The organism is Roseateles sp. GW821-FHT09H10 (assembly GCF_059415865.1).
Window position 1 is genome coordinate 1 of the sequence record NZ_JBWKOB010000001.1, and the last position, 25,910, is coordinate 25,910.

Genomic DNA, 25,910 nt, shown 5'->3' on the forward strand with positions numbered 1-25,910 from the left:
GCGCCGCCACGGCCGCCGTCGCGGTGGGGGCCGCAGCGGGCTTCGGAGCCGCCGCTACCGGGGCGGGGGCGGGCTTGCGTGCGGGGGCCGGCGCTGGTGCCGGAGCCGGGGCTGCCGCGGGCTTGTCGCGGCTCGCGCCCTTGTCGGCGTTGAGCTTGATCCAGTGGAAGACGGCGTCGGCGGCCTTCTGCGCGCGCTCCAGGCTCTCATTGGCCTTGGGGGCATCTTGTTGGGCGCTGGCCGTTTGGGCCAGCATCAGCAGGGCTCCCGCGATGGCGGGCAGGGCAAGCGCCAGGGCAGGGCGCGGTCCGAGTGTCATGACAGCTCCACAGAGACGGTACAGCCGATTGGCTGAGCGGCGGACTCTAGACAGGCTTTTGCAAGCCGTCAGCGGGGTTTGTCCCCCATGCGACGCAATTAGAGGCGTCTCCCGGCAAAGCGTCACACTTGGCCGGCGTCTTCAGGCCCCCAGCAGGCTGCGGCAGCGCTTCTCGTGCTGCTGGATCTCGGCCAGCGTGACCTCGATGTCGTGACGCTGCTGCTCGAGCTGCTCGCGGTGCTGCGCCAGGATGGTGAGGAAGGCGCGCAGCTGGGGCGCGGCGCTGGCCTGGCTGTCGTACATGTCGACGAGCTGCTTGATCTCCTGCAGGGCCAGGCCCAGGCGCTTGCCGCGCAGCGTCAGCTTGAGCCGCGTGCGGTCGCGCGGCGTGTAGATGCGGTTGCGGCCCTTGCGGCCGGGCTCGAGCAAGCCCGCCTCCTCGTAGAAGCGGATGGCACGCGGCGTGATGTCGAACTCGGCCGCCAGCTCGGTGATCGTGAAGGTCAGCTGCGGGGCTTCGGTCGCGGCGGAGACAGACTTGCGGGGGGGCATCGCTACACTCGATTGACGTAAACGTCAGTCTAAATCGAGCCGAGCAGCATCATGGCCAACGCACGCGAATCCGAACTGCATTACCCCCTGGGCGATACCCTGCCCCAAGCCGGCGAGGCGCTGGACCTGGCGCCGGGTGTGCGCTGGGTGCGCATGGGCCTGCCCTTTGCGCTGGACCACATCAACCTCTGGCTGCTGCGCGACCGCATCGACGGCCGCGAGGGCTGGACCATCGTCGACTGCGGCATCGCCAGCGACGACACGCGCGCCAACTGGGACAAGGTCTTTGCCGCTCACCTGGACGGTTTGCCCGTGCTGCGCGTCATCGCCACCCACTTCCACCCCGACCACCTCGGCCTGGCCCACTGGCTGACCGAGAGGTGGGCCTGCCGGCTGTGGATAAGCGCGACGGACTTCAACCTCGCGCGCCTGGCCAGCAGCTCGACGGTGGGCATGGGCGGCGCGTCGGCCGCCGCCTTCTTCGGCAGCCATGGGCTGACCGACCCGGACTCGCTGGACAAGATCCGCGCCCGCGCCGACTACTACCCCAAGATGGTGCCGGTCGTGCCGGCCAGCTATCGCCGGCTGATGGATGGCAGCGTCATCGACATCGGTGGGCGCAGCTGGCGCTGCATCGCCGGCTACGGCCACGCGCCCGAGCACATCAGCCTGTTCTGCGAGGAAGCGAAGCTGCTGATCAGCGGCGACATGGTGCTGCCGCGCATCTCGACCAATGTGTCCGTCGTCGACGTCGAGCCCGAGGCCGACCCGCTGACGCTGTACCTCGACTCCCTGGTGCGCTATCTGGACCTGCCGGCCGACACCCTGGTGCTGCCTTCCCACGGCAAGCCCTTCACGGGCCTGCACCAACGCATCGACCAGCTGCGCGAGCACCATGACGAGCGCCTGGCCGAGGTCGTGGCCGCCTGCAGCGCCGAGCCCACGCATGCGGCCGGCCTGCTGCCGGTGCTGTTCAAGCGCAAGCTCGACCTGCACCAGACCACCTTCGCGATGGGCGAGGCCATCGCCCATCTGCATGCGCTGTGGCTGAAAGGCCAACTGAAGCGCGAGCTGGGCGCCGACGGCGTGTATCGCTTCAGCCCGGGCTGAGCGCCCAAAGAGAAACGCCGCCGACGATTTGCATCGTCGGCGGCGATCTTGCTTAGCGCGGTACCTTCGCTCCCTCCGGCTGGACCGGTCCCGGTACCTGTGTGACAGCGTCGAAGCGAAGTGTTGCTTGTTGCGAAGACGGCGGGATGGCAGTGGCTGGGTAGTATTCACTGCAAACCATTGCAATGAGATCTCCCGGCTTGCCGCCTCACTGGACCACGATGGATTCCTCGCGCAGCGCGTCGCGGGAGCGCTCGAAATCGGGGAGCACCGAGCGCACCGTGTCCCAGAAGGCCGGGCTGTGGTTCATCTCGCGCAGATGGGCCAGTTCATGGGCGACGACATAGTCGATGATGGCCGGCGCGAAGTGGATGAGACGCCAGTTCAGGCGGATGGAACCGTCGGCGCTGGCGCTGCCCCAGCGCGTCTGCGCCGAGGACAGGCGCAGCGTCTTCATCGACACGCCCAGGGCCCCGGCGAACTGATGGCAGCGCGGCAGGAAATCTTCCTTGGCGCGGGCCTGCAGCCAGGACTGCGCCAGGTCGCGGATCTGCTCGGCCGAAGCGCCCAGCGGCAGCGGCAGGCGCAGCTGCCGCGTTTGGGCATCCCACACGACTTCGCGCTCGGCGGGGGCCAGCACCAGGGTCAGGGCCTCGCCGAGATAGGGCAGGCGGCCGCCGTCCAGCCATTCGATGCGCGAGGCCTGGATGCGCTGCTGGCGCTCGCGCTGCTCGACGAGCTTGCGCAAGATCCATTCGCCCTTGTGATGCAGGGCGCGCTCGATCTCGTTGATGGGCACCCAGCGCGGCGCGCTGACGCGCAGGCCCTGCGGCCCGACGACGAAGCCGATGGAACGCCGGCGCGCCCGCTTGAGCTCGTAGCCGATGCGGTGCTGGCCGAGCAGCAGCTCGCGCCGCGCGCGCGGCGCGCCGGGCTCGGCGGGCGTGATTTCCGGCTCCACGTCGAACAGCGACAGCTGGCTGTCCTGCAGGAGTGGGGCCGGGCGCTTGGCGGGCATGGTGCTCAGTGCTGGTTGGCGGTGCCGGCGACGCCGGCGGGCGGAGGGTTGCGGTAGGCCTGCGGGTCGAGCCGGCGCATCTCGCTCTCGATCCAGTCCTTGACCTCCAGCATCAGCTCGCCCGGCTCGCGGCCCTCGGGCCGGATCTGCTGGCCGATGGAGATGTCGACGATGCCGGGGCGCAGCAGGAAGCTCTTGCGCGGCCAGCAGCGTGCCGCCGTCGCCGCGATGGGCACAACGGGCAGGCCGGCCTCGATGGCCAGGCGGGTGCCGCCGGTCTTGTATTCGCCGACCTCGCCACGCGGGATGCGCGTGCCCTCGGGGAACATGATGACCCAGTTGCCCTGGCCCCCCAGGCGCTTGCCCTGGGCCAGCACCTTGCTCCAGGCCTCGGTGCGGCGGCTGCGGTCGATGTGGATCATGTCCATGCGCGCCATGGCCCAGCCGAAGAAGGGCACATAGAGCAGTTCGCGCTTGAAGACATAGGCCAGCGGGTGGCTGAACAGGGCCGGATAGGCAAAGGTCTCCCAGGTGCTCTGGTGCTTGGACAGCAGCACGACGCCGGCCTTGCGGTCCTCGGCCGGCGGCAGGTTCTCCATGCCGTGGATGCGCCAGCGGATGCCGCAGATCCAGCGGGCGCTCCAGATGGCGATCTTCAGCCAGTTGGCGCAGGCCCAGTAGATGGGGTCGCCACGGCGGAAGATGGACAGGATGAGGACACCGGTCGCCCAGGGGATGACGGTGATGATGAGGACGAGGACAAAGATCAGCGAGCGGATGGCGCTCAACACGGTGGACATCAGTGCAGGTCTCCGGCCTGGGTATCGGGGGTCAAGGCCTGGCCGCGGGCCTCGGCGATGCGTCGGCGCTCTTCCTGGATGAGGGTCTCGGCAAAGCTCGTCAGGTCGTCGTGCACGCGCGCATGCGGCACCTGCACGAGCAGATTGGCCAGCTCATCGGTGCCGAGGTTGCCGAAGGGCCCGGTCAAGACCAGATGAGGTACGCAGCCGGCGTTCTGCGCCGTCAGCAGGTCGGTCAGCGAGGCGCCGACCATGTGCACATCCTTCAGCTCGACATCGAAGCGCTCGCCGATCTGCTGGATCAGCCCGGGCAGGGGCTTGCGGCAGTCGCAGCCCTCCTCCGGCGTGTGCGGGCAGAAGAAGGCGGCGTCCAGGCGCCCGCCCTTCTCGGCCAGCAGCTGGTTCAGGCGCAGGTGCACGGCATTCAGCGAGGCCATGTCGAGCAGGCCGCGGCCGATGCCGGCCTGGTTGGTGGCCAGCACCGTGTGCCAGCCGGTGTGGTTCAGGCGCGCGACGGCCTCCATGGCGCCCGGCAGCGGGTCGAGCTCCTCGGGTGCCTTGACGTGGTCGTCACGGTAGCGGTTGAGCGTGCCGTCGCGGCCCAGGATGACCAGCTTCATGCCATGGGCGTGGTCGGCGCGCATCTGGGGCTTCTTCAAGTCGCCAGCCGTGACAGGTCAGCCACGCGGTTCATGGCCGCGTGCAGGCGACCCAGCAGCGCCAGGCGGTTGGCGCGCAGGGCCGGGTCTTCGGCATTGACCATCACGTCGTCGAAGAAGGCATCGACCGGGCCCTTGAGCGCGGCCAGGGCCTTCAGCGAGCCGGTGTAGTCATGCTGCTCGAACAGCAGGTCAGCAGCCGGCTGCGCCGCGGCGATGGCGGCGGCCAGGGCCTGCTCGGCAGCCTCCTTCAACAGCTCGGCCTTGACCTCGGTCGGCAGCTCGCCTTCGACCTTCTTCAGGATGTTGCCGACGCGCTTGTTGGCCGCGGCCAGCGAGGCGGCCTCGGCCAGGGCGGCAAAGGCGCGCACGGCCACCAGGCGCTTGGGCACGTCGCCCAGGCGGGTGGGCTGCAGGGCCAGCACGGCGTCGACTTCCTGGGCGCTGTAGCCCTGGTCGCGCAAGGAGACGGCCAGGCGGTCGGCGAAGAAGGACAGCAGGGCCTCGCGCGGGTTGCTGATCAGCTCGCCGAAGGGCGGCACGGCCGCGTCGATCAGGGCCGGCAGGTCCAGCGGCAGGTTCTTCTCGACCAGGATGCGGATGACGCCCAGCGCATGGCGGCGCAGCGCGAAGGGGTCCTTGTCGCCGGTGGGCAGCTGGCCGATGCCGAACAGGCCGACCAGGGTCTCCAGCTTGTCCGCCAGGGCCACGACGGTGCCGGTGTGGTTGCGCGGCAGCGCGTCGCCGGCGAAGCGCGGCTTGTAGTGGTCTTCGATGGCGATGGCGACGCCGTCGCGCAGGCCCTCGTGGCGGGCGTAGTAGCCGCCCATGATGCCCTGCAGCTCGGGAAATTCGCCGACCATGTCGGTCAGCAGGTCGCACTTGGCCAGCGTGGCGGCCTGCTTGACCTTGCTGTCCAGCACCTTGAACTCGTCGTCGGCCTCCACCGTGTAGGGCAGGGTGGCCATGCTGAGCTGGTTGACGATGGCATGCGCAATCGCGGTGACGCGCTCGGCGCGCTCGCCCTGGCTGCCCAGCTTGCCGTGATAGACGACCTTGGCCAGGCCGGGCAGGCGGTCGGCCAGCTTCTTCTTGCGGTCCTGGTCGAAGAAGAACTTGGCGTCGGCCAGGCGCGGGCGCACGACCCGCTCGTTGCCCTGCGTGACGGCGCTGGCGTCGGCAGGCGCAATGTTGCTGACGACCAGGAAGTGGCGGGTCAGCTTGCCGTGGGAATCGAGCAGCGGGAAATACTTCTGGTTGGCCTTCATCGTCAGGATGAGGCATTCCTGGGGCACGGCCAGGAACTCGGCTTCGAAGGCGCAGGTCAGCACGTTCGGGCGCTCGACCAGGGCGGTCACTTCGTCCAGCAGGGCCTCGTCATCGATGGGCGTCAGGCTCAGCGCATCGGCCGCGCCTTTCAGCTGGCGCGCGATCTCGGCGCGGCGTTCGGCGAAGCTGGCGATGACGGCGCCCTGGTCGCGCAGCTGCGCGGCATAGCTGTCGGCGGACTTGATCGCGAAAGCCTGTCGCGGGGACTCGAAGCGGTGGCCTTCGGTCATGTTGCTGGCTTCAAGGCCGAGGGCCTGGACACCGATGACCGTTTCCCCGTGAAGTGCGATCAGGCGGTGAGCCGGGCGCACGAACTTCACATCCGTCCAGCCGTCGGCGAGCTGGTAGCTCATGACCTTCGGGATCGGCAGCTTGGCCAGGGTCTCGTCCAGGGCCTTCTGCAGGCCTTGGGCCAGCGTGGCGCCGGGCTGCACGCTGTCCCAGAACAGGGCCTCGGCCTTGCCATCGGGCAGGCGCTTGAGCTGGGGCACGACCTCGGGGCCGGCACCGACGGAGGCCAGCTTCTTCAGCAGGGCCGGCGTGGCCTGGCCGTCGGCGGTCAGGGCCACGGCGACGGGCATGAGCTTTTGCTGCACGGCCTTGTCGGCGGCCTTGGCAGCGACGCCGGTGACATGCACGCCGAGGCGTCGCGGCGAGGCAAAGGAGGCGACGGCGGCGTCGGCGCCCGCCAGGCCCTGGGCCTTGAGGCTGTCGGCCAGCACGGCGGCGAAGGACTCGCCCAGCTTCTTCAGCGCCTTGGGCGGCAGCTCTTCGACAAACAGTTCAACGAGCAGGTTCGTCATCACGCGGCCGCCTTCTTGTTCTTCAGTTCGATCTGCGCAATGACTTCGTCGGCGCGCTCTTTCAGCGCCATCGGGAAGCCCAGGCGCGCACGGCTTTCGACATAGCTCTGCGCGACGGCGCGGGCCAGGTTGCGGATGCGGCCGATGTAGGCGGCGCGCTCGGTCACCGAGATGGCGCCACGGGCGTCCAGCAGGTTGAAGCTGTGGCCGGCCTTCAGCAGCTGTTCGTAGGCGGGCAGGGCCAGCTTCTCGACCATCAGCTCCTGGCTCTTCTTCTCGTGCGCGGCAAAGGCGCTGAGCAGGAAGTCCACGTCGCTGTGCTCGAAGTTGTAGGTCGACTGCTCGACCTCGTTCTGGTGGAAGACGTCGCCGTAGGTCAGGCCGTCGGTGTAGACCAGGTCGTAGACCGACTCCTTGCCCTGCAGATACATGGCCAGGCGTTCCAGGCCATAGGTGATCTCGCCGGTGATGGGCTTGCAGTCGATGCCGCCGACCTGCTGGAAGTAGGTGAACTGCGTCACCTCCATGCCATTGAGCCAGACTTCCCAGCCCAGGCCCCAGCAGCCGAGCGTCGGGTTCTCCCAATCGTCCTCGACGAAGCGCACATCGTTCTTCTTCAGGTCGAAGCCCAGGGCCTCCAGCGAGCCCAGGTAGAGCTCCAGGATGTTGGCCGGCGCGGGCTTGAGCACGACCTGGTACTGGTAGTAGTGCTGCAGGCGATTCGGGTTCTCGCCGTAGCGGCCGTCCTTGGGGCGGCGGCTGGGCTGCACATAGCCGGCCTTCCAGGGCTCGGGGCCGAGGGCGCGCAGGAAGGTGGCGGTGTGGCTGGTGCCGGCGCCGACTTCCATGTCGTAGGGCTGGAGCAGGGCGCAGCCCTGTTTGGACCAATAGTCCTGAAGCGTCAGGATGATTTGCTGGAAGGTCAGCATGGGGCGAGGGGAATAGGGGGTGGCCGATTCTATTGGGCCGCCCTGCGCACCGCCGTCAGGGCCAACAGGGACAAGCCCCAGAGCGGCCACAGGCCCAAGGCGGCCAGCCAGCGGGCATAGGGCGTGGCGCCGCGGCGGCCCTCGACCTCGGCCTCCAGCACGCCGCGCTGCAGCGGCGGCATGCGGGCGGTGATGCGGCCGTGGTGGTCGACGACGGCGGTGGCGCCGGTGTTGGTCGAGCGCGCGACGGGCCGCTGGAACTCCAGCGCGCGCATCTGCGAGAACTGCAGATGCTGGTCCTGGATCATGACGGTGCCGAACCAGGCCAGGTTGCTGACATTGATGAACATCGTCGCCGCCTCGGGGCTGGCATCCGAAGCGGCGCTCTGCACGACGTCCTCGCCGAACAAGTCCTCGTAGCAGACCAGCGGGCGCAGCTTCTGGCCGGCCACGGCCCAGGGGCGCTGGTGGTCGCCGCGGGCCTGGTCGTCCAGCGGGATGTTCATGGACCGCACGAACCAGCCGAAGCCGGGCGGGATGAACTCGCCGAAGGGCAGCAGATGGCGCTTGCCGTAGTGGTAGTCCGTGCCCAGGCCGACGACGGAGTTGACGAAGCCCTCGTCGGCATTGCCGAGGAAGGTGCCCAGCAGGGCGGGGCGCTCGGGATTGGCCAGGCGCACCAGCGTCGCCCGGTCCAGCTCGGCCAGCGGCAGGGGCACGACGGACTCGGGCGTGATGACGACCTGGCCCTTGGCAGACTCGATGAGGCCGGCCAGGATTTCCAGGTTGGCGGCAAAGCGGGCCGGGTCGAATTTCTGGTCCTGAGGGATGCTGGGCTGCACCAGGGACAGCGCGACGCGGCCGCTCGAGGTCGTGAAGTCCTGGGGCAGCAGGGCGCCGGCCAGCGGCAGCAGCAGGGCCGGCGCGGCCCAGGTCCAGCGGCGTTCCTTCAGCAGCGCCAGACCAGCCGATGCCAGCGCCGCCAGCGCCGTGATGCCGTAGACGCCCACCCATGGCGCCCAGCCCGCCAGCGGCCCCACCGTATGCGCATAGCCCGAGGCGATCCAGGGGAAGCCGCTGAACCAGGTGGCCCGTGCCAGCTCGGCCAGCAGCCAGGCCGGCACCACGGCCAGCAGCCGCCAGCGGCCCGGCGCGATCCAGCGCGCCGTCAGGCCCAGGGCCAGCGCGTAATAGCCGCACAGGAAGGCCGCCAGCAGGCCGACGGCCCCGGCGGCGGCGGCGGACGGAATGCCGCCGAAGTCGTGCATGCTGATATAGAGCCACCACAGGCCCGAGGCCAGCCAGCTCCAGCCGAAGGCCGCGCCGCACAGGGCCGCCGTCCGCGGCGTGGCGCGGGCGACGAGGGCGAACAGCAGGGCCTGGGCGGCGATCTGGGCCCACCAGGCGTCGGTGGGGGCGAAGGCCGCCGTCTGCAGCAGACCTGCAGCCAGGGCCAGGGCCGCGGCGAGCGCCGGCCTCACGCCTCGGACTCTTCTTCGGACGAGCGCGTGACCTTGAACCAGCGCACCGCGCCGCCCCGGGTCAGCATGACAGCGAAGTTCAGACCCGATACCGTGACGACCTCGCCCCGGCGCGGCACGCGCCCATGCTCATGGGCGACCAGCCCGCCGATGGTGTCGAAGTCGTTGTCGGGCAGGGCCAGGCTGAAGGCGCCGTTGACGGCGGCAATGCTCGCATCGCCGGCGACGCGCAGGCTGCCGTCGGCCAGCGTGTAGAGGCCCGATTCCCCGTCCTTCTCGTCGAACTCGTCCTCGATCTCGCCGACGATCTCCTCCAGCACGTCCTCGATGGTGATGAGGCCGGCCGTGTTGCCGAATTCGTCGATGACGATGGCGAGGTGGTTGCGGTTGGAACGGAAGTCGCGCAGCAGCTCGTTGAGGCCCTTGCTTTCGGGCACGAAGACGGTGGGCCGCAGCAGGGCGCGCAGGTTCAGCTCGGGCGCGCGCTGCATCTTCAGCAGGTCCTTGGCGAGCAGGATGCCGATGATGTTGTCGCGCGTGTTCTCGTAGACCGGGAAGCGGGAGTGGCCGCTGTCGATGACGATGCCGAGCAGCTCGTCATAGGGGGCGTCGATGTCGAGCAGGTCCATGCGCGGCGCGGCCACCATGGCGTCGCCGGCCGACAGCTCGGCCATGCGCAGCACGCCTTCCAGCATCTGGCGCGATTCGGGCTCGATCAGCTCGCGCTTCTCGGCATCGGCCAGGGTCTCGATCAGTTCGGTCTTGGAATCGGGGCCGGGGTGCAGGAACTCCAGCATGCGTTCCAGCAAGCCACGGGCCTCGTGAGGGTGTTTGGCGGCCCCGCGAACTGGGGGCCTGCCTGAATGCGGTTCGCTCAAGGGGAGCTGTCAGGGTATTGCGGAAGGGACAGAATAGCCGATTGGTTTGACAAAACCCGAGATCCCTCTTGCTTCCCGGCGCCTAGCCCCTATCTTGGCTGCCTTCTTTCGAAACGGTCCCCGCTATGTCTGACAAAGGCCTCATCCCCGCCACCATCCTGACCGGCTTCCTTGGCGCAGGCAAAACCACGCTGCTCAAACGGGTGCTGACCGAGGCCCACGGCCAGAAGATCGCCGTCATCGAGAACGAGTTCGGCGAAGAGAACATCGACACCGACATCCTGGTGTCGGACACCAACGAGCAGATCATCCAGATGAGCAATGGCTGCGTCTGCTGCACCATCCGCGAAGACCTGCGCACGACGCTGTCCGACCTGGCTGCCAAGCGCCGCAAGGGCGAGCTGGACTTCGACCGCGTCGTCATCGAGACGACCGGCCTGGCCGACCCCGGCCCCGTCGCCCAGACCTTCTTCATGGACGACGAGATCGCCGAGAGCTATCTGCTGGACTCGGTGCTGACCCTGGTGGATGCCAAGCATGCCGAGGAGCAGCTCAACACCCGCCAGGAAGCGCGCATGCAGGTGGGCTTTGCCGACCAGATCTTCGTCAGCAAGGCCGACCTGGTCGAGCCGGCGGCCGTCGAGGCCCTGACCCACCGCATCAAGCACATGAACCCGCGGGCGCCCATCCAGACGGCGCATTTCGGCGAAGTGCCGCTGACCAAGATCTTCGACCTGCGCGGCTTCAATCTGAACGCCAAGCTGGAGATCGACCCCGATTTCCTGAAAGCGGACGATCACGACCACCACCATCATCACCATGATCACGACCACCACGATCATGAGCATGGCGAGCACTGCGACCACCCGCACCACCACGCCCACGACGATGACGTGAAGAGCTTCGTGTTCCGCTCGGACAAGCCCTTCAATCCGGCCAAGCTGGAGGATTTCCTGGGCGCCATCGTCCAGGTCTACGGTCCCAAGATGCTGAGATACAAGGGCGTCCTACACATGAAAGGCACGGAGAAGAAGGTCATCTTCCAGGGTGTGCACCAGATGATGGGGTCCGATCTCGGTCCCAGGTGGATGCCGGGAGAGAAAAAGCAGAGCAAGATGGTGTTCATTGGCATCGACCTGCCCAAAGAGGTCCTGATGCAAGGCTTGGAAGGCTGTTTGGCGTGATGTTTTTGGCCCCCGGGAACACCGGTTTCGGGGGGCTACGGACCAACGGTTCCGCATGGCTACAATCCGCCGCGCTCAAAATTGGGCAGCCGGCTGAAAAGCAGTGGGATCAAGGTCTGACACCGCGCCGATGCAAGCCCTGAGCGAGGAGAAGACTGTGAGCAAGACCCCGGCCCCCAAAACCGCTGCGCCCGCCAAGGGCAAGAAGACCGACGTCGGCGCCGACGTCGCGATGCTTGACGCGCCAGCGCCCGCCAACCGTTTTGCCGATCGTTTCGCTCCGCCGAAACCGCCCGCGCGAGGCGCCGGCGCCCATGTCGACGAGACACCGCGCGTGGCCGCCAAGGGCGACCCCAAGCTGGCCAACGCCTGGAAGAGCAAATCGGGCGCCGAGCTGAGTGACGCCGAAGTCCTGGCCATGCCGGACTCGGAGTACATGAACGCCAAGCAGATCGAGTTCTTCCGCGCCAAGCTCACCGAGCTGAAGGACGGCGTGCTGTCCAACGCGGGCGAGACGACCGAGCATCTGCGCGAGGACACCACCATCGTCCCCGACCCGGCCGACCGCGCGACCATCGAGGAAGAGCACGCCCTGGAGCTGCGCACCCGCGACCGCGAGCGCAAGCTGCTCAAGAAGATCGTGCAATCCATCGCACGTCTGGACAGCGGCGACTATGGCTATTGCGACGAAACCGGCGAACCTATCGGTCTGGGCCGCCTGATCGCCCGTCCGACCGCGACGCTGTCGCTTGAAGCGCAACAGCGCCGCGAGCTCAAGCAGAAGATGTTCGGGGACTGATATGGTGCCCCTCGTCCAAGGAGTACCTTGGCCGGTCCCCCGAGGGGACGGCGATGCTTGCCGGATTGACCGGCAAGCACATCGCCTCAGGCGGGCCGGCTAAAGAGCGGCCCGGCGCTCGGCCCGCAAAAGCTTAGGGATACTCAGAGATATGTCCGAATCCAAGCCCGCAGACCCCAAGGAAGGCGACAGCTTCTTCCGCAAGGTTGCGCGCTTCGTGGCCAACCCCACGACGGACTGGTCCGAGATCAATTCGCGCCAGGACGACCCCGAGGGCGACCTGGCCAAGGCCGAGTTGCGCGCCATGGTGGAGCGCAAGCGCCGCAACGACTTCGTGCGCAAGCGCGAGCTCGACATGCTGCGCCGCATCCGCCGCGAGGGCCTGACGCCCGAGCAGCTCGCTGCCCTGGCCGCCTCGCCTTCCAAGCTGGGCGACGATGAGCGCATCAGCGAGCCCAATTCCAAGATCGACCTCGGCGTGAAAGCCAAGATCGACGAGATCGAGCAGCAGATGGTGGGCGAGAGCTTTGCGACGACGCAGGCCGTGCCCAAGCAGCAGCCCGGTTTCTTTGACACCAGCACGCGGCCGGTGGCGTTCTCGTCCACCGTGGCCGCGCCGCCGCCGTCCTCCGATGGCGGCCGCGTCAGCGAGTTCTCCACGCCCCGCGAGGTGGAGCGCCTGCAGGCGCCGACGCCGCCGGCGGCCGTGACCATGGGCGCGGCCATCCCGCCGCTGTCCGATTCGCCGCCCAGCCGCCTGCCCGACCTGCCGCCGCTGGACATGCCGCTGTCCTTCACGCTGGCCGAGTCCACGCCCGATGTCGAGGTGCAGGAGGTCGTCCACGACCCCGAGCTCGACGAGGCCGTCATCGCCTTCGCCAACGCCGACTACGAGAACAGCGAGCGCGCGCTGACCGAACTGGTGCGCCCGGGCGGCAGCCGCAACCTGCATGGCGAGACCTGGCTGGTGCTGTTCGACCATTACCGCGCCACCGGCGCCCAGGGCCGCTTCGAGGCGCTGGCCGTCGAGTACGCCCAGCAGTTCGGCCTGTCGGCGCCGCAATGGTTCTCCATGCCCAAGCTGGTGGCGGAATCGACGCGCCAGTCCAACCGCTCGCCCATGGCCAAGGCCAGCGCGGTCAGCTGGACGGCGCCATCCACGCTGACAGCCGAGGATGTGTCCCTGCTGCAAAAGCGCAGCGAGACCCTGCCCATGCCCTGGGTCTTCGACTGGGGCGTGGCGGACGAGGTCGAGATCGAGGCCGCCATCCAGCTGCGCTCCCTGTTCCGCCATTGGGCCAACCAGCAGGTCGACCAGCGCTGGATCGGTGGCGACCGCTTCCTGAACCAGCTCAAGGAGCAGGCCCCCGTCGGCGAACGCGATACCGACCCGGCGCTGTGGATGCTGCGCCTGGAGGCCCTGCGCCTGGCCAACCGGCCCGACCAGTTCGACGAGGCCGCCATCGACTACTGCGTGACCTACGAGGTCTCGCCGCCGTCCTGGGAGCGCGCCAAATGCCGCGTGCGCATCGGCGGCGAAGGCTCGTCGACGCACAACCCGCCCACCAGTTCGATGCAGGCCGAGGCCCAGTCGACCTTCCTCGACACCAGCGTGGCCGAGGCCAGCGTGGTCCAGCTCGAACTGATGGGCCAGTTGAGCGGCGACATCTCCGACAACCTGCGCGTCATGTCGGGCGAGGTTGGCGAGGCCAGCCTCATCAACATCTCCTGCACCAAGCTCATCCGCCTGGACTTCATGGCCGCCGGCGACCTGTTGAACTGGGTGCTGCAGCGCCGCAGCGAGAACCGCTCGGTGGTCTTCAACGACGCCCACCGCCTCGTCGCGCTGTTCTTCGGCGCCATGGGCATCAACGAGCACGCGAAGGTGAAAGTCAGAATCAACTGACCGGCCTTGCGAAACTCGGGCCGGACCTCAACTGGAACGGCTATGTCTTCTGATTCCTCTTCCGCCGTCTATCACGGCACCACCATCGTCTCGGTGCGCCGCCAGACGCCCACCGGATGGCAGGTTGCCATCGGTGGCGACGGCCAGGTGACGCTGGGCAACACCATCGTCAAGGCCAGCGCGCGCAAGGTGCGCAAGCTCTATCGCGACCAGGTGCTGGCCGGTTTCGCCGGCGCGACGGCCGATGCCTTCACGCTGTTCGAACGCTTCGAGGCCAAGCTGGAGAAGCACCAGGGTCATCTGGTGCGGGCCGCCGTCGAGTTGACCCGCGACTGGCGCACCGACCGCGTGCTGCGCCGCCTGGAAGCCATGCTGGCCGTGGCCGACAGGACGGCCTCCCTGATCATCACCGGCAATGGCGACGTGTTGGAGCCCGAGCAGGGCATCGTCGCCATCGGCTCCGGCGGCGCCTATGCCCAGGCCGCAGCCAAGGCCTTGCTGAACCACACCGAACTGAGCGCGGCCGACATCGTCAAGAAGTCGCTGGAGATCGCCGGCGAGATCTGCATCTACACCAACCAGAACCACACGCTGGAGGTTCTGGAATGAGCTCCATGACGCCTCAGGAAATCGTCTCCGAACTCGATCGCCACATCGTCGGCCAGCAGGCCGCCAAGCGCGCCGTCGCCATCGCTATGCGCAACCGCTGGCGCCGCCAGCAGGTCGACGAGAAGCTGCGCGGCGAGATCACGCCCAAGAACATCCTGATGATCGGCCCGACCGGCGTCGGCAAGACCGAGATCGCGCGCCGCCTGGCGCGGCTGGCCGGCGCGCCCTTCATCAAGGTCGAGGCGACCAAGTTCACCGAGGTCGGCTATGTCGGCAAGGACGTGGACTCCATCGTGCGCGACCTCGTCGAAGTGGCCGTCAAGCAGGAGCGCGAGGTGGCCATGCGCCGCTGCCAGACGCGCGCCGAGGACGCCGCCGAGGAGCGCATCCTCGACGTGCTGCTGCCCGGCTCCGAGGCAGACAACACGACCCGCCAGGGCTTTCGCAAGCGCCTGCGCGAGGGCCAGCTCGACGACAAGGACATCGAGCTCGACCTGCTGGCGCCCAAGCCGACGATGGAAGTGCTGGGCCCCTTCGGCAACCAGCCCGGCATGGAGGACATGGCCGAGCAGCTCAAGGGCATGTTCAGCCAGTTTGGCGGCAACCAGAAGAAGACCCGCAAGCTCAAGATCGCCGAGGCGATGAAGCTGCTCGTCGACGAGGAGGCGGCCAAGCTCGTCAATGAGGAAGAGATCCGCGCGACGGCGCTGACCAATGCCCAGGAAATGGGCATCGTCTTCATCGACGAGATCGACAAGGTGGCTTCGCGCAACGAGCACGGTGGCGCCGAGGTGTCCCGCCAGGGCGTGCAGCGCGACCTGCTGCCGCTGGTGGAAGGCACGACGGTGTCGACCAAATACGGCCTGGTGAAGACCGACCATGTCCTCTTCATCGCCAGCGGGGCCTTCCACCTCGCCAAGCCCAGCGACCTCATCCCCGAGCTGCAGGGGCGCCTGCCCATCCGCGTCGAGCTCGACTCCCTGTCGGTGGCCGATTTCGAGGCCATCCTGACCAGCACCCATGCCAGCCTGGTCAAGCAGTACCAGTCCCTGCTGGCGACCGAAGGCGTCACGCTGGACCTGCAGCCCGACGCCATCCGCCGCCTGGCCGAGATCGCCTTCGAGGTCAACGAGCGCACCGAGAACATCGGCGCGCGACGCCTGGCGACGGTGATGGAGAGGCTGCTCGACGAGATCAGCTTCGACGCGCCGCGCAACTCGGGTCAGACCGTGTCGCTGGACGCGGCGGCCGTCAACGCCAAGCTCGCCGCCCTGGCCGCCAACGAAGACCTGAGCCGCTTCATCCTCTAGGTCCGGGTTTCAGTTCGGCAGGGCTTGGGCCGAGCCCGTCCAGCGCAGCAGCTGCATCAGCGACGGCGCCCGTGTCTTGCCGAGCAGGCTGCGTACATGGCTGCGCACCGTGCTCAGGCGCAGGCCGAGATGGCGGGAGGCGGCTTCCGCCGGCTCGCCATCGGCCAGCAGCAGCAGCACATGGCGCTCGGCGCGGCTGAGGCCGTACTGCCGCGTCAGCGCGTCGATGCGGGCCGCCTGCGACAGCGCGGGCTGGTCCAGGTGCACGGCCAGCAGCACGCTGTGCAGCGGCCAGTCGAAGGCCTGGGCGATGGCGGGCGCCAGCGGCGCGGCATGCAGCCAGCCGGTGGTCAGCGCCGGCGTGAACCACAGGCCGCGCCGCGACGGTGAACCCGCGGCGGCCTGGCCCAGCAGTTCCTGCAGCTGGTGCATGTCCAGCTGGCCGAGCCGGGTCAGCGCGCCGGCCTGCAACTCCGCGCCCTTGGCCAGCAGCTGGTCGGCGCTGGCATTGGAGAACAGCAGCCGGCCATCCGGCAGCAGCACGAGCAGCGGCTGCGGCAGCGCGCCGAACAGCTCGCGTGGCCGGGTCGGCGGGCAGGCGCGGGCGGGCGCCGGGACAGGACTGGTGTGCAACATGAGACCCCCTGAGCACTGCGGCGCGATGACGCCGTCTGATGCTGCGCAGTGTGTCCATGCCCGACGCCCGCTGCCATCGGCCATTCGGCCGACCCTCCCTGGGTTCAGTGTGGCAAGGCCTGGCCGCTGCCCACCCAGCGCAGCAGCTGCATCAGCGTGGGGGTCTGCGTCTTGCCGAGCAGATTGCGCACATGGCTGCGCAGCGTCGACAGGCACAGGCCGAGATGAGTCGCGGCAATCTCGACCGTCATGCCATCGCCCAGCAGCATCAGCACATGGCGCTCGGTGGCGCTGAGGCGGCTGTGGCGCGCCAGGGCATCGATGCGGGCGGCCTGCGTCAGCGCGGGCTGGTCCAGGTGGATGACCAGCAGCACCGCGTCCTCGGTCCAGCCGGTGCTGGCGGCCAGGTCTTCGGGCAGCGGCATGCAGTGCAGCCAGCCGGTGCTGATCTGCGGCGTGAACCACAGCCCGACATGGGACGAGGAGCCGGCCAGCGCCAGGCGCAGCGGTGCTTCCAGGCGCGGCGCGTCGAGCTGGCCGATCTGCATCAGATGCTCCGCGCTGATGTCCACCCGCCGGTCGCGCAGCAGGCCGTCGGCGCTGCGGTTGCGGAACAGCAGGCGCCTGTCCGGCCTCACCACCAGCATGGGCTGGGGCAGGGCGGCGAGCAGCTGGCAGGCATTCGCCGGAGAGGGGAAGCCCGGCTGGACCCGGGGGCTTGCTGCATGGTTCTGAAGGGCGGTCAGCATGAAGATCTCCCAATCGAATAGTGATGACAGCGGTTTGATTGCTGACAAGTTTGATGGGCGGGCCTCGTTCCCACATCGCCAGTACGGACGAGCCGGATGGGCGGGCCCGCGCTCGTCGCGGCGCGGCGTTGCCGCTCGAATGGGGCGGCAGGCGGGTGGCCAAGCCGGCCGAGTTGTGAGGGTTTGTGAGCGTGGCTAGCCACTGAGGCCTATCCAAAAGCCCAATGCCTGGGCCGGCCTCGTCCGGCCGTTGCTCGCTACTATTGGCTCGCACCTATTTCGCCCCCATGAGAGTCCTGCTCGTCGACGACCACACCTTGTTCAGGGAGGGCATTGCCCTGTTGCTGCGCCCCCTCGTCCAGCCCCTGGAGACCTGGGAGGCCGGCAGCTGCGAGGAGGCCGTGGCCGTCATCGAGGAGCGCGGCGCGGCCGATCTCGTCCTGATCGACCTGGGCCTGCCGGGCGCCTCGGGCCTGGAAGGCGTGCGGCGGCTGCGCGAGGCCCATCCGGAGATGCCGGTCGTCGTCATGTCCTCGGCCGACGACAAGGACACGGTGCTGGCGGCCCTGGACGCCGGCGCCATGGGCTTCATTCCCAAGAGCTCGACTTCGGCCGTCATGATCGGCGCGCTCAAGCTCATCCTGGCCAAGGGCATCTATCTGCCACCCAGCGTCTTCCTGGCGGCACGCAACCCGGCGCCGGCCACGCCGCCGGCCATGACGCCTTCGGCCGCGGTCACGCCCATGGTGGCGACCGCCCCGGCCGGCCCCGAGTTCCCGACGGGCATCGCGCCGCGCCGGCCCGCCGACCTCGGCCTCACGCCGCGTCAGGCCGAGGTGCTGCACCTGCTGCTGCAGGGCAAGCCGGCCAAGCTGATCGGGCGCGAGCTCGACCTGTCCTTGAGCACCGTGAAGGCCCACACATCGGCCGTGCTGCGGGCCCTGAATGTCACCACGCGCACCCAGGCCATCGTGGCCGCCGGCCGCATCGGCCTGCGCTTCGACGACGCCTAGGCCGTTTCCAGCGACTCCTTGAGCGCCAGCAGCAGGCGCTGCAGCCCGACAGGCTTGTGCAGCAGGCCGGCACCCAGGGCGCCGGCCTCGGCGCCCAGCCGGGCATCCGTGTTGGCCGTCACCACGAGGGCCGGTATCTCCTCGTCGTAGTGGGCGCGCAGGCGCCGGATCACGTCCAGGCCGTCGCCCGAGGTGCCGAGCTGGAAGTCGGTCAGGATGAGGTCGGGCGTGCGCAGATGCGCCTGCAGTTGCGCCAAGGCGTCGTCGGCGCTGTCGGCGATGACGACGTGGCAGCCCGCCCCCAGCAGCGCGTCGCGCACCGCCTCGCGGTTGGTGGCCTCGTCATCGACGACGAGGATGAAGTTGCCTTCCAGCGCCTGTGGCGGCGTGTCCATGGTGCTGCTGATGGCGTGTGGCGCCACGGCGCCGGCCGCCAGCGGCAGCATGACCTTGAACACCGAGCCGCGGCCCTCGCGGCTTTGCACGCTGATCGAGTAGCCGAGGATGTGCACGCAGCGCCGCACGATGGACAGGCCCAGCCCCAGGCCCTTCTCCTGACCCGTGCCGGGCGCGCCGATGCGGAAGAACTCCTCGAAGATGGCCTCCCGGTGTTCCTCGGCAATGCCCGGGCCGGTGTCCCAGATCTGCAGCTCGCACTGTTCGCCGCGGCGCCTGCAACCCACCAGCACGCCGCCGCTGCGCGTGTAGCGGATGGCGTTGGCGAGCAGGTTGCCGACGATGCGCTCCAGCAGCGTCGCGTCGCCTCGCACGACCCAGCGGCCGGGCCGCAGCCGCAGGGTCAGGCCCTTCTCCTGGGCCTGTGGCAGCCAGGTCTGCGCCGCCCGGTCCAGCAGCCAGCCCAGGTCCACGTCCTCGACGTGGGGGTGCACGGCGCCGGCATCGAGCTTGGAAATGTCCAGCAGGTTGCCGAACAGGTTCTCCATCGTCGTGACCGAGGACTGCACCTTGTCGGCGATGTCGATCTGCGCCGGGTCGGTCAGCCGGGTGCGCAGCACGCCGATCAGCAGGCTGATGGAATGCATGGGCTGGCGCAAGTCGTGGCTGGCCGCGGCCAGGAAGCGGGTCTTGGCGGCATTGGCACGCTCGGCTTCGTCCTTGCGCAGGGAAGCTTCATCGAGCTGCGTCATCAGGCGCCCGTTGAGGATCTCGATCTCCTCGGCGCGGTCTTCGAGGACGTCGCGGGCGGCGGAGAGTTCCTGGGTGCGGGCGGCGACCTTGGCTTCGAGGCTGCTGTAGAGATCGCGGAGGCGGTGCACCATCTGGTTGAAATCGCCGGCCAGGTCTTCGATCTCGTCATGCCGCTCGTTGATCCGCGGCGTGGGCAGGTCGAAGTCGAGTTGCCCGGACACGATCCTGGCCGTTGCCTCTCGCAGCGCGACGATGGGGGCCGCCATTCGTCGGGCAAAGACCAGCCCCAGGAACAGGGCGGCAAACCCGCCCAGCAGCATCAGCACCAGCGTACGGCTCAGCGTGGCCAGGACGGGCTCCAACGCCTCGCTGCGGGGCTGTTCCATGAGGACGCGCCAGCCGCTGTTCGCCACCTTGGCGCTCGTGATGATCACGGGCTTGCCCTGAAGGCTGGTCGCCGAGACGCCGCGCAAGTCCGATGACGCGGCGCGCATCTGCCGGAAGATCTCGGTGCCGGACAGATCCTGGCGATTGAGCACCTCGGTCATGCGGGTATGGGCGATCAGGGTTCCGACCTCGTCGACGATCAGGGCCACCCCTCCGTCCGAGGTTTGCAGGCGCGCAACGATCTCTCCGAGCAGCCTCAGGTCGACGGTGCCCACGACGGCCCCCGTGCCATCGAACGCGGCAATCCGCATGGTGGGTATATGGCCCTCGCGGAAGAAGCTGCGGCCGCGATGCAGCGGGTCTTTTGCCGACAGATCGATCAGGGCGGGCTCGTCGAACATCCGGCCCGGCTTTGCCGGAGCCGCAGCCACCCGGCGAGAGACCGCCAGCGTCTCGCGGCCATCGCCATCCACGGCTTGAAGCTCGATGATGGCGGGCACCATTTGCATGAGGCGATAGAACTCCTCACGCCGCTGGGTCGGGCCGAAGTTCGACGTGCCCCAGGGCATCTTGGCAACGTCACGCAGGCTGGCCTCGATGCCGGACAGATAGCTGGCGATCTCACGCGCCGCGCTTTCCGCCTGCGCGGCCTGGAGTTGTTCGATGTGGTCCAGTGACTCGCGGTAGCTGAACCGCATCTGGACCGCACCCGAAACCAGCAGCAGCAGCAGCGTCAGCCCACACAAGCGGAAGGCATAGCGACGCGCAAGCGGTGAAAGGCGGCGCTCTCGGCTCGTCCAGATCATCATCGGACGACCAGATCGGCGCGTCGAACCACATCTGGATTCAACATCGGCAGGCGTTGATCGGAAGAGATGCGGACGGCGAATTGAAAGCGATGCGGCATCTGGATCGGGATGGATCCGGCCCGCTCGCCTTGAAGGACCCGCGCGGCAAGATCCGCCAGCGTGGGTTCGACCATGCCAGGCATGAAGGTGTAGCTGAGGTGGGCGAACTCGTGGATGTCCTGCGCGGTGGCGGACATGATCGGTTGGCCGCGTGCGAACAGGTGGCGGCCCAGTTGGCCGTTCAGGCTGAGGACGGTGCGGGGAAGGCACCAGGCCTCGACCTGCGAAAACTCCGGGGCGGTGGTTTTCGCGATGGCTTCATCCGCCGTGGTCGCGATCAGCAATTGGACGGCAACGCCTCGTGCCGCGGCAACTTCCTGCAAACCCTGTTGTCTGGTTTTCGAGGCCGCGAGCCACTCGGCGTCGGCGACGACGGCAATGCGGCGCAGCGAAGGGTAGGCATCGATCAACATCTCGAGGCGCTTTGCGTCGAGTTCGTCATTGGTCCAGAGCCCGACACTGGGTTCCGCGCGCTTGGACAGATTCGACACAACACCCATCGCTATCGGATCGATCTGGAGCGAGAAGACCAGGGGAATGTCCGGTGCTGCGCGGCGCGCCGCCTGCGCTTGCCGACCATTCTGGGCGACCCAAAGGGTGGGGCGTTGACTCGCAATGCTCTGCAGTTCGGCCCGCATGGCCTCAGGCTCCCCGGGCACGCTGACCGCTCGTACCTTGGTATGGGCCAAAAGTCCGGGATGCCGTTCAGCCAAGGCCTGCACGAAGCGTTTCACGAAGACATCCTGTTCGGCATTGCCGCGTGCCAGCACCACGATCTGCTGGGAGGTGTTCGCCTTGGCGGAACCGCGCCACCACCACGCCAGGGCGACGATGGCTGCAAGTGCAAATGCCAAGAGTCCAATCCGTACGACCCGGTCCATTCGGCCACTGTTGCTCGCTGTTACAGGTCGCTATTCTCCAGCCGCGCTGAAGTTTATGGCGTGCTCAATCCAAGGAGGATTTATGGCGACCATTGTTCGATACAGCTGGCTCAAGGTGATCAAGACGGGCGTCCCGCCAGCCCCTTCGCCGGCACCGCAGCCGTCTCCGCCCGCGATTGACTTCGCACTCTGGACCAGCACCGCCGGCGCCGTTGCAGCCTTCCAGATGGATGCGACCCCCGTGCGCGCCGTTGCGCCGGCACCCGTCGCCGGGTTGCAGCTGACCGGTTTTGCTGCGAACGGGACGGTGAGCGGGCGTTGCGCGGATTGCCCGGCGCAAGCTCCTCAGCAGCAACGTTCCCTGTTTGTCATGCAGGCGCCGCCACTGCCTGCGGCTGGCGACGCTTGGGCGCTCGAAAGCGGGACGGGCCCCGACAGCTCGGGCCCCGCTTGCCCGAACGATCCGCAACTCACGTTCGCGATCTATCCCATCGAGGGCGACTATCAGGCCGCTCAGGACTGGATCAACAGCACAGCAGGTGCTGCCTGGTGCATCGGGGCGGCAACCGCGGTCATGATTTCCTGCGTGGTGCAGGTCTGAAGGCCTGCCGACGGCCGCTTCATGGCGGCCGTGACAAGGCATCGGCGGGTGGCGCGCCGCCGATGCCTGCTGCAACTCATGCGCGGGCCCGCCGCCTCTGCAGCCAGCCCACCACGCCCAGCCCCAGCCCGAACAACACCCAGGTCCCCGGCTCCGGCACCGCCTGCGCCTGGAACACCGCGCCACCCTCAGCCGAGAAGCTGAAGCTCGTGAACTGGTCGGTGCCGCTGCTGGCCGAATAGTCGATTGGAGTCAGGCCCCGGTTGCCGGGGCAAGCGCCGGGAGCGCGATACCCCCTGGCAAGGGGGCACCATGCCGGGTCAGGCCTTGCGCGCCATCCCCAAGACTGGTGAATCGCGCCGCCCGACGGCTCGGGAGAATCACCCGCATGACGCCGAAGAAGTCCCGCGAGCTGAGCCGCCTGCGCGAGCTGTGCTCGCTGGACCTGCCCACGCCGCTCGTCATGCCGGCCCTGCTGGCGGAGCTGCATGCCCTGGTGCCGTCCAGCCGCAACCTGTTCGACTGGTGCGATGGCGACGGCGCGCTGACGCGCTACTGCGTCGAGGGTCCGGTGGACGAAGCCGTCGCCAGGCTCTATTTCGACGAGTTCCACAACAAGCGCGAGGCCGAGGCCATGCCGTCCTTCGCCCAGGGCCTGCGCTCGGGCGCCGTGCTGAACAGCGCGGCCCAGCTGGACACGGCGCGCTTTCTCGGCTCGGCCCTGTATGCCGAGATCTGGCGGCCCCAGGGCTTTCGCTACCGCGTCGAGCTCATCGTGCGCTCGCGGGCCGGCCAGCCCCTTGGCTCACTGGTGCTGTACCGCGCGCCCGGCGAGCCCTGCTTCACGGCCAGCGAGGAGGCACGCCTGCTGCCGCTGCTGCCGCATCTGGCCCAGGCCTTGTCGCGCGACGCCACGCCGCGTTGCGCCCCCGAGCATTGGCAGCCCGCGCCCGAGGCGGCCGAGGTGCTGCTGCTGGACGAGACGGGCCGGCTCGGCCATGCCAGCGCCGGCGCCCAGCGCCTGCTGCTGCTGGCGGGCTCGGGTCCGGGCCTGCTGCCCGCCCAGGCGCCGACCGAGGAGGTGCTAGCCAGCCTGCATGTGGCGGCGCGCCAGGGCCCGGTCACGCGATTCATCGACAGCCCCTGGGGCCGGTTCGAGTTCAAGGCCTGCCGGCTGGACGCCGTCCAGCGCGATGCGCCCAGCTGGACCCAGGTGCAGCTGCGCCGCTTCGAGCCGCGCGAACTGGCCGACGAGCGCCGCCTGCAGCGCTTCGAGCTGTCCAGCGGCCAGGCCGCCGTGGCCCGGCTGCTGATGCAGGGGCTGGCCCAGGCCGAGGTCGCCCAGCGGCTGAGCGTCGCGCCCAGCACCGTCGTCGACCACACCCGCAAGCTCTACCAGCGCCTGGGCGTGCGCTCGGCGCGCGAGCTGGTCGACAAGATCAGGTCCGCGCCGAATTGATGGCCAGCAGGCCGTCGAAGATCAGGCCTTCGATGAGCTCGTGAGGCGCGTCCAGCGCCGGGGCCACCTTCCAGCCGGCGCCGCCGGTCATCAGCAGCAGGGGCTCGCGGCCCTCGCGCCTGGTCAGCAGGCGGAACATGCGCTCGATGGCGCCGGTGATGGCGAAGGTGCCGCCGGTGGTGAGCGCGTCGCTGGTGTTGGTGGGGAAGTCGCGCACCTCGCCGGTGGGCACGCGCAGGCCGGCGGTGCCGCCTTCCAGCGCGCGCAGCATGATGCCGTGGCCGGGCAGGATGAGGCCGCCCAGGAACTCCGCCTGGCTGGACAAGGCCTCCACCGTCACCGCCGTGCCCACCATGACGACGAGGACGGGGCCGTCGAAGCCGCGCATGCGCGCATGGGCATGGGCGCCGACGACGGCCACCCAGCGGTCCGCGCCCAGGCGGGTGGGGTGGTCGTAGCCATTCTTGACGCCGGCCGTCTCCGGCGCCGGCACCACCCAGCGGGCGCTGAGATCCCAGTGCTCCATCTGCTCCTCGACGCGGCGCCGCACCGCGTCGCCGGCCACATTGCTGCCGAGGATGCGGGTCGGCGGGGCCAGGCCTTGCCAGTCCTCGTCGGCCAGCCGGTCGATGTTTTCCAGGAAGACGGCACCGTGCTGCAGCGGCTGGCTGCCAGGCTGGGCGTCGTCTTCATAGACGGCCCACTTCAGTCTTGTGTTGCCAATGTCGATAGCCAGAAAGCTCATGGGAGGCTGTGGCGTGAACGATGCCGCGAGCCTACCAGCGCATTTGTATCTGCCCGTTCGGGTTTCTGCTTCAATCGGCGGTTACTTCTGATCGCCCTTTTTCTCCAGGAGAACCCCATGCTGCGACGTCTGCGCATCCAAGCCCGCCTCTGGCTGGCCTTCGGCATCATCCTCGCGATGACGGCGCTGCTCGTGGCCGTGGGCGGCTTCGGCCTGAACGTGTCCCAGAAGGCCATCCAGGGCATCACCCAGAAACTGATCCCGGCCTCCAACATCACGATGGCAGCGCGCAGCCAGCTGCTGCAGAGCAAGGCGGCCACCTCCACGCTGGTGGCCTCCATCTTCAACAAGGACGGCATGGCCCGCGCCAAGAAGGAGTGGGATGCCGCGCAGGCGGGTCTGGACAAGGCCATGGACGACTTCGGCGCCATCTCCACCGAAGAGAAGGGCAAGGAAGCCCTGGCCAAGTTCCGCGGCCTGATGGCCGACTACCGCAAGGCCGTCAAGCCCGTGGCCGAGAAGATCCTGGCCGACAGCTATCCCGACGCCCAGGCCGCCTTCGAGGACATCAAGGCCGCCGACGCTGCCTACGACCCGGCCCTGGCCATGCTGAACGGCATCGAGAGCGACCTGAAGAAGCGCGGCGACGAAGTCTTCACCAAGGTGGACAGCACCATCAGCGGCATCTTCGTCGGCTTCCTGGTCGCCTTCGCCGTCTGCGTCATCGCCGGCGGCGCGCTGGCGGTGCTGATCTCGCGCTCCATCATCGGCCCGCTGGTGGCGGCCAAGCGCTTTGCCGAGCGCATGGCCGACGGCGACCTGTCGCGCGCGCCCGAGGCCCGCGGCACCGACGAGTCCGCCGAGATGATGCAGGCCCTGGCCGCCATGCAGAAGTCCCTGTCCGAGATCGTCGGCCAGGTGCGTGAGTCGGCCGAAAGCATCCAGGTCGCGTCGACCGAGGTGGCCACCGGCAACATGGACCTGTCGCAGCGCACCGAGCAGACGGCCTCCAACCTGCAGCAGGCCTCCAGCTCCATGACCCAGCTGACCGGCACCGTCAGCCAGAGCGCCGACTCGGCGCAGACGGCCAAGCAGCTGGCCGGCGCCGCCGCCGAGACGGCCGGTCGCGGCGGCGATGTCGTGTCGCGCGTCGTCAGCACCATGGGCGAGATCAACAACGCCAGCCGCAAGATCGCCGACATCATCGGCACCATCGACGGCATCGCCTTCCAGACCAATATCCTGGCGCTGAATGCCGCGGTGGAAGCCGCGCGTGCCGGCGAGCAGGGCCGCGGCTTCGCCGTCGTCGCCGGCGAGGTGCGTTCGCTGGCCCAGCGTTCGGCGGAAGCCGCCCGCGAGATCAAGGCGCTGATCGGCGCCAGCGTCGAGCGCGTCGAGGCCGGCACCCATCTCGTCAACGACGCCGGCACGACCATGACCGACATCGTCGGCTCGGTGCAGCGCGTGACCGACATCATTGGCGAGATCAGCGCCGCCGCCGTCGAGCAGAGCCAGGGCATCGCCCAGGTCAACGGCACGGTGACGGAGCTGGACCAGATGACGCAGCAGAACGCCGCGCTTGTGGAAGAGTCCGCCGCGGCGGCTCAGTCGCTGAAGGAGCAGGCGGTGCGCCTGGCCGGGCTGGTGAGCAGCTTCAAGCTGAGCTGAGGCGACTGCCGGCAGGCTTGTGCCGGCC

Annotated in this window: 25 protein-coding genes; 10 read left to right on the forward strand and 15 right to left on the reverse strand. The window is 68.5% G+C overall.

The window, feature by feature from the left end:
* Together AC07OY_RS00005 and AC07OY_RS00010 are read right to left on the reverse strand one after the other, a co-directional pair.
* On the reverse strand, positions 1-319 hold a 319-nt coding region (locus AC07OY_RS00005), incomplete at its 3' end, for a hypothetical protein (RefSeq protein ID WP_495040466.1).
* A 141-nt stretch (positions 320-460) separates the two neighbouring features.
* Entirely contained in the window at positions 461-871 is a 411-nt protein-coding gene (locus AC07OY_RS00010; RefSeq protein WP_495040467.1) for a MerR family transcriptional regulator, read from the reverse strand.
* Positions 872-922: 51 nt separating this feature from the next.
* Between AC07OY_RS00010 and AC07OY_RS00015 the strand changes: the two genes are divergently transcribed.
* Entirely contained in the window at positions 923-1,981 is a 1,059-nt protein-coding gene (locus AC07OY_RS00015) for an MBL fold metallo-hydrolase (protein ID WP_495040468.1), read from the forward strand.
* Positions 1,982-2,189: 208 nt separating this feature from the next.
* Here the strand turns inward: AC07OY_RS00015 and AC07OY_RS00020 are convergent, their stop codons facing one another.
* From AC07OY_RS00020 to AC07OY_RS00050, 7 genes are read right to left on the reverse strand one after another with little or no spacing between them, the layout of a single operon-like run.
* A complete protein-coding gene (locus AC07OY_RS00020) occupies positions 2,190-2,999 on the reverse strand; it encodes a M48 family metallopeptidase (RefSeq protein ID WP_495040469.1) in 810 nt (269 codons plus the stop codon).
* A gap of 5 nt (positions 3,000-3,004) precedes the next feature.
* Positions 3,005-3,799: a lysophospholipid acyltransferase family protein gene (locus AC07OY_RS00025; protein WP_495040470.1), complete on the reverse strand. Its 795-nt coding sequence runs from the start codon at positions 3,797-3,799 to the stop codon at positions 3,005-3,007.
* The gene (gene gmhB, locus AC07OY_RS00030; RefSeq protein ID WP_495040471.1) at positions 3,799-4,458 is read right to left on the reverse strand and encodes a D-glycero-beta-D-manno-heptose 1,7-bisphosphate 7-phosphatase; all 660 of its coding nucleotides are present in this window, start codon (positions 4,456-4,458) and stop codon (positions 3,799-3,801) included. The genes AC07OY_RS00025 and gmhB overlap by 1 nt, the downstream gene beginning before the upstream one ends.
* Entirely contained in the window at positions 4,455-6,590 is a 2,136-nt protein-coding gene (glyS, locus tag AC07OY_RS00035; protein ID WP_495040472.1) for a glycine--tRNA ligase subunit beta, read from the reverse strand. The genes gmhB and glyS overlap by 4 nt, the downstream gene beginning before the upstream one ends.
* Complete coding sequence (glyQ, locus tag AC07OY_RS00040) at positions 6,590-7,519, reverse strand: glycine--tRNA ligase subunit alpha (RefSeq protein ID WP_495040473.1); 930 nt, start codon at positions 7,517-7,519, stop codon at positions 6,590-6,592. Before glyQ ends, glyS begins: the two co-directional genes overlap by 1 nt.
* Positions 7,520-7,548: 29 nt before the next feature.
* Positions 7,549-9,000 (reverse strand): apolipoprotein N-acyltransferase, encoded by a 1,452-nt coding sequence (lnt, locus tag AC07OY_RS00045; RefSeq protein ID WP_495040474.1) that lies wholly within the window; start codon positions 8,998-9,000, stop codon positions 7,549-7,551.
* Positions 8,997-9,878, reverse strand: a complete 882-nt coding sequence (locus tag AC07OY_RS00050; RefSeq protein ID WP_495040475.1) for a CorC family transporter — start codon at positions 9,876-9,878, stop codon at positions 8,997-8,999. The genes lnt and AC07OY_RS00050 overlap by 4 nt, the downstream gene beginning before the upstream one ends.
* A gap of 125 nt (positions 9,879-10,003) precedes the next feature.
* Between AC07OY_RS00050 and AC07OY_RS00055 the strand changes: the two genes are divergently transcribed.
* The 5 genes from AC07OY_RS00055 to hslU all read left to right on the forward strand — a co-directional run bounded on the left by AC07OY_RS00055 (position 10,004) and on the right by hslU (position 15,686).
* Positions 10,004-11,062 (forward strand): CobW family GTP-binding protein, encoded by a 1,059-nt coding sequence (locus AC07OY_RS00055; protein WP_495040476.1) that lies wholly within the window; start codon positions 10,004-10,006, stop codon positions 11,060-11,062.
* Between the two features lie 157 nt (positions 11,063-11,219).
* Positions 11,220-11,861, forward strand: coding sequence for an RNA polymerase-binding protein DksA (gene dksA, locus AC07OY_RS00060; protein ID WP_495040477.1), 642 nt, complete (start codon positions 11,220-11,222; stop codon positions 11,859-11,861).
* Positions 11,862-12,012: 151 nt separating this feature from the next.
* On the forward strand, positions 12,013-13,767 hold the full coding sequence (locus tag AC07OY_RS00065; RefSeq protein ID WP_495040478.1) for a hypothetical protein: 1,755 nt from the start codon (positions 12,013-12,015) through the stop codon (positions 13,765-13,767).
* A gap of 42 nt (positions 13,768-13,809) precedes the next feature.
* A complete protein-coding gene (hslV, locus tag AC07OY_RS00070; protein ID WP_495040479.1) occupies positions 13,810-14,376 on the forward strand; it encodes an ATP-dependent protease subunit HslV in 567 nt (188 codons plus the stop codon).
* Positions 14,373-15,686 carry an ATP-dependent protease ATPase subunit HslU gene (gene hslU / locus AC07OY_RS00075; RefSeq protein ID WP_495040480.1) on the forward strand — a complete coding sequence of 438 codons (1,314 nt, stop codon included), beginning with the start codon at positions 14,373-14,375 and terminating at the stop codon, positions 15,684-15,686. The genes hslV and hslU overlap by 4 nt, the downstream gene beginning before the upstream one ends.
* Positions 15,687-15,695: 9 nt before the next feature.
* Here hslU and AC07OY_RS00080 read toward each other — a convergent pair whose 3' ends face one another.
* Both AC07OY_RS00080 and AC07OY_RS00085 read right to left on the reverse strand, forming a co-directional pair.
* Complete coding sequence (locus tag AC07OY_RS00080; protein ID WP_495040481.1) at positions 15,696-16,322, reverse strand: helix-turn-helix transcriptional regulator; 627 nt, start codon at positions 16,320-16,322, stop codon at positions 15,696-15,698.
* A 104-nt stretch (positions 16,323-16,426) separates the two neighbouring features.
* Positions 16,427-17,071, reverse strand: coding sequence for a helix-turn-helix transcriptional regulator (locus AC07OY_RS00085; protein WP_495040482.1), 645 nt, complete (start codon positions 17,069-17,071; stop codon positions 16,427-16,429).
* A 287-nt stretch (positions 17,072-17,358) separates the two neighbouring features.
* Between AC07OY_RS00085 and AC07OY_RS00090 the strand changes: the two genes are divergently transcribed.
* Complete coding sequence (locus tag AC07OY_RS00090) at positions 17,359-18,084, forward strand: response regulator (RefSeq protein ID WP_495040483.1); 726 nt, start codon at positions 17,359-17,361, stop codon at positions 18,082-18,084.
* On the opposite strand, the gene AC07OY_RS00095 is transcribed toward AC07OY_RS00090, so the two are convergent.
* A complete protein-coding gene (locus tag AC07OY_RS00095; protein WP_495040484.1) occupies positions 18,081-20,429 on the reverse strand; it encodes a hybrid sensor histidine kinase/response regulator in 2,349 nt (782 codons plus the stop codon). The genes AC07OY_RS00090 and AC07OY_RS00095 overlap by 4 nt on opposite strands.
* Entirely contained in the window at positions 20,426-21,382 is a 957-nt protein-coding gene (locus AC07OY_RS00100) for an ABC transporter substrate binding protein (RefSeq protein ID WP_495040485.1), read from the reverse strand. The genes AC07OY_RS00095 and AC07OY_RS00100 overlap by 4 nt, the downstream gene beginning before the upstream one ends.
* 109 nt (positions 21,383-21,491) lie before the next feature.
* Between AC07OY_RS00100 and AC07OY_RS00105 the strand changes: the two genes are divergently transcribed.
* Complete coding sequence (locus AC07OY_RS00105; RefSeq protein WP_495040486.1) at positions 21,492-22,010, forward strand: hypothetical protein; 519 nt, start codon at positions 21,492-21,494, stop codon at positions 22,008-22,010.
* Between the two features lie 76 nt (positions 22,011-22,086).
* Here the strand turns inward: AC07OY_RS00105 and AC07OY_RS00110 are convergent, their stop codons facing one another.
* Positions 22,087-22,500 (reverse strand): PEP-CTERM sorting domain-containing protein, encoded by a 414-nt coding sequence (locus AC07OY_RS00110; protein WP_495040487.1) that lies wholly within the window; start codon positions 22,498-22,500, stop codon positions 22,087-22,089.
* Here AC07OY_RS00110 and AC07OY_RS00115 point away from each other — a divergent pair.
* The gene (locus AC07OY_RS00115) at positions 22,399-23,469 is read left to right on the forward strand and encodes a helix-turn-helix transcriptional regulator (protein ID WP_495040488.1); all 1,071 of its coding nucleotides are present in this window, start codon (positions 22,399-22,401) and stop codon (positions 23,467-23,469) included. The genes AC07OY_RS00110 and AC07OY_RS00115 overlap by 102 nt on opposite strands.
* On the opposite strand, the gene AC07OY_RS00120 is transcribed toward AC07OY_RS00115, so the two are convergent.
* Positions 23,450-24,214 (reverse strand): type III pantothenate kinase, encoded by a 765-nt coding sequence (locus AC07OY_RS00120; protein ID WP_495040489.1) that lies wholly within the window; start codon positions 24,212-24,214, stop codon positions 23,450-23,452. The genes AC07OY_RS00115 and AC07OY_RS00120 overlap by 20 nt on opposite strands.
* A gap of 117 nt (positions 24,215-24,331) precedes the next feature.
* Here AC07OY_RS00120 and AC07OY_RS00125 point away from each other — a divergent pair, with 117 nt between their 5' ends.
* Positions 24,332-25,882: a methyl-accepting chemotaxis protein gene (locus tag AC07OY_RS00125; RefSeq protein WP_495040491.1), complete on the forward strand. Its 1,551-nt coding sequence runs from the start codon at positions 24,332-24,334 to the stop codon at positions 25,880-25,882.
* Positions 25,883-25,910: the final 28 nt, after the last annotated feature.

What these genes read in the sequence shown, in the direction of transcription:
- AC07OY_RS00085 (WP_495040482.1), bottom strand. Translation starts at nt 17,071, where the DNA reads ATGCTGACCGCCCTTCAGAACCATGCAGCAAGCCCCCGGGTCCAGCCG.
- AC07OY_RS00115 (WP_495040488.1), top strand. Translation starts at nt 22,399, where the DNA reads ATGACGCCGAAGAAGTCCCGCGAGCTGAGCCGCCTGCGCGAGCTGTGC.
- AC07OY_RS00125 (WP_495040491.1), top strand. Translation starts at nt 24,332, where the DNA reads ATGCTGCGACGTCTGCGCATCCAAGCCCGCCTCTGGCTGGCCTTCGGC.
- AC07OY_RS00065 (WP_495040478.1), top strand. Translation starts at nt 12,013, where the DNA reads ATGTCCGAATCCAAGCCCGCAGACCCCAAGGAAGGCGACAGCTTCTTC.
- AC07OY_RS00090 (WP_495040483.1), top strand. Translation starts at nt 17,359, where the DNA reads ATGAGAGTCCTGCTCGTCGACGACCACACCTTGTTCAGGGAGGGCATT.
- AC07OY_RS00095 (WP_495040484.1), bottom strand. Translation starts at nt 20,429, where the DNA reads ATGATGATCTGGACGAGCCGAGAGCGCCGCCTTTCACCGCTTGCGCGT.
- AC07OY_RS00105 (WP_495040486.1), top strand. Translation starts at nt 21,492, where the DNA reads ATGGCGACCATTGTTCGATACAGCTGGCTCAAGGTGATCAAGACGGGC.
- AC07OY_RS00020 (WP_495040469.1), bottom strand. Translation starts at nt 2,999, where the DNA reads ATGCCCGCCAAGCGCCCGGCCCCACTCCTGCAGGACAGCCAGCTGTCG.
- hslU (WP_495040480.1), top strand. Translation starts at nt 14,373, where the DNA reads ATGAGCTCCATGACGCCTCAGGAAATCGTCTCCGAACTCGATCGCCAC.
- AC07OY_RS00010 (WP_495040467.1), bottom strand. Translation starts at nt 871, where the DNA reads ATGCCCCCCCGCAAGTCTGTCTCCGCCGCGACCGAAGCCCCGCAGCTG.
- AC07OY_RS00080 (WP_495040481.1), bottom strand. Translation starts at nt 16,322, where the DNA reads ATGTTGCACACCAGTCCTGTCCCGGCGCCCGCCCGCGCCTGCCCGCCG.
- AC07OY_RS00110 (WP_495040487.1), bottom strand. Translation starts at nt 22,500, where the DNA reads ATGCAGCTCCGCCAGCAGGGCCGGCATGACGAGCGGCGTGGGCAGGTC.
- glyQ (WP_495040473.1), bottom strand. Translation starts at nt 7,519, where the DNA reads ATGCTGACCTTCCAGCAAATCATCCTGACGCTTCAGGACTATTGGTCC.
- AC07OY_RS00015 (WP_495040468.1), top strand. Translation starts at nt 923, where the DNA reads ATGGCCAACGCACGCGAATCCGAACTGCATTACCCCCTGGGCGATACC.
- hslV (WP_495040479.1), top strand. Translation starts at nt 13,810, where the DNA reads ATGTCTTCTGATTCCTCTTCCGCCGTCTATCACGGCACCACCATCGTC.
- glyS (WP_495040472.1), bottom strand. Translation starts at nt 6,590, where the DNA reads ATGACGAACCTGCTCGTTGAACTGTTTGTCGAAGAGCTGCCGCCCAAG.
- AC07OY_RS00025 (WP_495040470.1), bottom strand. Translation starts at nt 3,799, where the DNA reads ATGTCCACCGTGTTGAGCGCCATCCGCTCGCTGATCTTTGTCCTCGTC.
- AC07OY_RS00055 (WP_495040476.1), top strand. Translation starts at nt 10,004, where the DNA reads ATGTCTGACAAAGGCCTCATCCCCGCCACCATCCTGACCGGCTTCCTT.
- AC07OY_RS00120 (WP_495040489.1), bottom strand. Translation starts at nt 24,214, where the DNA reads ATGAGCTTTCTGGCTATCGACATTGGCAACACAAGACTGAAGTGGGCC.